At 59.2% G+C, this 2971-nt stretch carries 5 protein-coding genes and 1 pseudogene; 5 read left to right on the top strand and 1 reads right to left on the bottom strand.

Annotated elements, in window-relative coordinates; all coding sequences use genetic code 11:
- Positions 1-89: 89 nt before the first annotated feature.
- A pseudogene (locus tag K309_RS0134400) lies at positions 90-407 on the bottom strand (DUF4158 domain-containing protein); the annotation flags it as partial.
- A gap of 394 nt (positions 408-801) precedes the next feature.
- Here K309_RS0134400 and K309_RS0134395 point away from each other — a divergent pair.
- The 5 genes from K309_RS0134395 (at position 802) to K309_RS43635 (ending at position 2907) form a co-directional block, all read left to right on the top strand.
- Positions 802-1182, top strand: a complete 381-nt coding sequence (locus K309_RS0134395; protein WP_029050408.1) for a type II toxin-antitoxin system RelE/ParE family toxin — start codon at positions 802-804, stop codon at positions 1180-1182.
- A complete protein-coding gene (locus tag K309_RS0134390; RefSeq protein ID WP_018310970.1) occupies positions 1163-1498 on the top strand; it encodes a helix-turn-helix domain-containing protein in 336 nt (111 codons plus the stop codon). Before K309_RS0134395 ends, K309_RS0134390 begins: the two co-directional genes overlap by 20 nt.
- A 153-nt stretch (positions 1499-1651) precedes the next feature.
- Positions 1652-2089 carry a hypothetical protein gene (locus K309_RS38840; RefSeq protein ID WP_051320771.1) on the top strand — a complete coding sequence of 146 codons (438 nt, stop codon included), beginning with the start codon at positions 1652-1654 and terminating at the stop codon, positions 2087-2089.
- Positions 2090-2266: 177 nt separating this feature from the next.
- Positions 2267-2569: a hypothetical protein gene (locus tag K309_RS43640; RefSeq protein WP_029050407.1), complete on the top strand. Its 303-nt coding sequence runs from the start codon at positions 2267-2269 to the stop codon at positions 2567-2569.
- Positions 2566-2907: a 2OG-Fe(II) oxygenase gene (locus K309_RS43635; protein ID WP_029050406.1), complete on the top strand. Its 342-nt coding sequence runs from the start codon at positions 2566-2568 to the stop codon at positions 2905-2907. The genes K309_RS43640 and K309_RS43635 overlap by 4 nt, the downstream gene beginning before the upstream one ends.
- The last annotated feature ends 64 nt before the right edge of the window (positions 2908-2971 follow it).

The raw sequence follows: 2971 nt of genomic DNA, 5'->3' as shown, positions 1-2971 counted from the left end.
GTCCAACCCAAACTGCAAGGGGCCGCATGCGGCCCCTTGGTTACCCAACCATACGCCGCCATTTACTGTCGCTTTTACACCGCCGTCAACACCTGGTGTTCATACAGCGTCGGATATCGCTGATAGAGGGTGCGCAGCGAGGCGATCGTCGGAGTTGGTAACCCCAGCTTTTCACCCACGTAGCGCAAGAGTTGACGGGGGAGTGTGTTCAGTTGGTCAAGGGTACAGCCACTTGCCCGCAGAAATGCCAGCTGGATGGCGGCTCCGGCACGGCCGGCACGCCGAAATTTCTGGTTGATTGCAGCAACATCGCTATCGGTCAGCGCGAAATAGTACTCGACATCGAATTCCGACAATCGAGAAGGCAAGCTGTCTTTCCCCACATAACGAAATTCCAAGCCCGGCATCTTCCGCCCCCCATCCAGGTGACACGATCCGAAATCGCGGGCGGACATCGTACTCCCGAAGTCACTTGAGGGGCAGAGCGTGGAGTTTTTCCGGTTCGGATAGCTTTGACCGCGCAGCCTGGGTCTGTCGTCTTGCGATAGTGGATCCAGCGTGCCCCGAAGCCTACGCCAGGCAGTCGAGACGGTGGCGATCAAGCAGGAGCCGCCAGCATTCCGTAGTGCCGCGCATTGGCATGGCTGTAGCGCTGGCGACATGGTTTTCCGCACAATTTTGAGGCCAGCCAGAGGTTGGTGCATGTCACTGTTGCGGATATGTCGCGACACACTTGTTTCGCCACACTGTCTTGAGCCTGCCTCGCTTGCGGTATTACCTGAACAGGTATAAAATGCCGCCATGGCAGCTGACAAAGAAAAACCGCTCGAATGGATCGCGAGCAGCTACAAGGATCTGATGGCGTTGCCGCTCGACGTACGTCGGCGTTTCGGTTACGCGCTGTCGCTGGCGCAGATGGGCGACCAGGATGACGCAGCGAAGGTACTCAAGGGCTTCGGCGGTGCCGGCGTGCTGGAGGTCGTCGAAGACGATGCCGGCGGCACCTATAGAGCAGTCTACACGGTCAAGTTTGCGGAAGCGGTGTTCGTCCTGCACTGCTTCCAGAAGAAGAGCAAGAGCGGGATCGCCACGCCGAAGGCAGACATGGACATCATCCGCGCTCGGCTGAAGGTGGCCGAAGCATTGGCACAGGAGCTACGAAATGCAAAAACGAATCATTGAAGGCGTCGAGGTTCAGCGCAGCTCGGGCAACGTCTTCGCCGACCTTGGGCTGCCCGACGCCGAAAAGCTCAAGATCAAAACCGGCCTGGTCGTCGAGATCAGGAAGGCGATGCGTGCCCTCGGGCTCACCCAACAAGCGGCGGCGAAGCGCATGGGCATTCCGCAACCGAAGGTGTCGGGCATGATGCGTGGCGACTTCACCAACCTGTCCGAACGCAAGCTAATGGACTGCCTGAATCGCCTCGGCTACGACATCGAAATCAAGGTGCGACCGGCATCCGAGCCGGTCGGGCACCTGACTCTCGCTACCGCCTGACCAGATGCCCCGATGAGCGCCCGCATTGCTGATGAAGAATGGGACATGCATGAGCATGAATGAATTTCGCCGACTGGCAGCGAAGGTCGATCAGCACATGCAACAGCTTGCCGCCCAGGGCGGCAGCGACACTCATGCATCATCAACCGCATTATGGGTTACGTGCCCAACCTGCACAAGATTTGGGTCGGCACCTCCGACCAGCAACTCATGGCGCTGTGCCACGAATTTCCCGGGTTCTACCGCTACGCCCTCATCATGGAGGAGGCGTCCGAAGCCGAGCGCAACAAGGCATCGCGGCCCTATGACGGCATGGCCGAGGTCTTCGAAGAGCACAAGCAACGGGCGGCTCAACTGCTGGTCACGGCGGCAACCCTTGAGCGCGGCTATCAAGCGTTTCGTGGAAGCGGCAACCTGCAAGGCTTCCAGCCGCAAGTCAACGAGTTGGGTCAGCTGCATCGGAAATGGCTGTCCGAACTGGACAGCTTCAAGAGCGCTCTACGCGCGCAGGGTGCTGAACCTAGAGCATTGGAGTACGTGAACGAAGCGTTCGGACACCTAGTCGATCGGATCAAGCAGTTTGCGGGTTGATGGTCGGGACGGGCGACGGAATTTTCGGCGGTTCCGGCTTACAACCCCCATTTTGGGTACGTGAATTTTCGGGGAACCCTCAACTTTCCGATCGACCGGTACGAGAAGTGCTACTCGACGCCGCGCCCTGGCGGAAGGTGGGCCGTTCCTGAAACCATGAAACATAGGAGAAGCAGTTTGAAGCGTGCGATCACTCGCGACCTGGCAAAGATAATTCCGACCATTCGTTGCCACGGGGATTTCTGTGCCTCGGGCAGGTCCGAAATCGTCATGCCCAATCTGGAAGTAGATGGCGTTGGCCGCATCGCGCTGCCACTGCTTTCCGTGCAGGGCGAACAGCTTGTCGCCGTTGCGGAGCGGGCACCCTACGGTCGCGGAGAGGAAACGCTCGTAGATACCGAGGTTCGCCGGACTTGGCAGATTGATGCTGGCGGCGTCCACCTTGCCGGGCAAAGCTGGCCAAAACCTTGCATGCGATGATTGGCCAAGTGGCGGCAGGGCTGGGGGTGACCGAACCCGTAACGGCAGAACTGTACAAGCTGCTGATCTATGATACCGGCAGCTTTTTCGTCGAGCATCGCGACACGGAAAAAATTCCGGGGATGTTCGCCACCCTCGTGGTGGCGCTGCCCTCGGTCAGCAGCGGCGGGGAACTCATTGTCCGCCACCGGGGATGCGAAGTCTGCCTCGATCTGGGCGGGTCCGACTCGGCCACGGTGTCGTTCGCGGCGTTCTACGCGGACTGTGTGCATGAGGTGCGTCCGGTTACCTCGGGTTACCGGCTGGTCCTCATTAATCTTACTGTGTCACAAATGTGATCGATCAGCCGGACGCGCAACATGGGCAAATGCCAAGGCTGCGCATCAGGTGGAAGCTAAGTTG

The organism is Cupriavidus phytohabitans (genome assembly GCF_000426345.1).
Classification (GTDB): Bacteria; Pseudomonadota; Gammaproteobacteria; order Burkholderiales; family Burkholderiaceae; genus Cupriavidus.
This window is presented reverse-complemented; position numbering and strand designations above follow the sequence as displayed.